Raw genomic sequence first — 399 nt, forward strand, 5'->3', positions numbered from 1 at the left:
TGCCCCGGGTGGACGCCACGTGACCACCCCCCGGACAGAACACCTCGTCCTGCCCGGGGTCCTCACCGCCGAGCAGGCCCTCGCCACCGTCGCCGGCATCCGCGCCGTGCAGCGCGAGGACGGCGCGATCCCGTGGTTCAGGGGCCACCACCTCGACCCGTGGGACCACACCGAGGCCGCGATGGCGCTGGACGCGGCGGGCGAACACGAGGCCGCCACCCGGGCCTACGAATGGCTCGCCCGGCACCAGAACGACGACGGCTCCTGGTACGCGGCCTACGCCGACGGCGACTTCGCCGACGTCACCGACCGGGGCCGGGAGACCAACTTCGTCGCGTACGTGGCGGTCGGCGTCTGGCACCACTACCTGTCCACCGGCGACGACACGTTCCTCGACCG

At 73.4% G+C, this 399-nt stretch carries 1 pseudogene; it reads left to right on the forward strand.

Going from position 1 to position 399, the window contains the following annotated elements:
- Positions 1–19: 19 nt before the first annotated feature.
- Positions 20–399, forward strand: a pseudogene (locus RNB18_RS53165) (prenyltransferase); the annotation flags it as partial.

Origin of the sequence: Streptomyces doebereineriae, assembly GCF_031845645.1 — a bacterium.
GTDB classification, from domain to species: Bacteria; Actinomycetota; Actinomycetes; order Streptomycetales; family Streptomycetaceae; genus Streptomyces; species Streptomyces canus.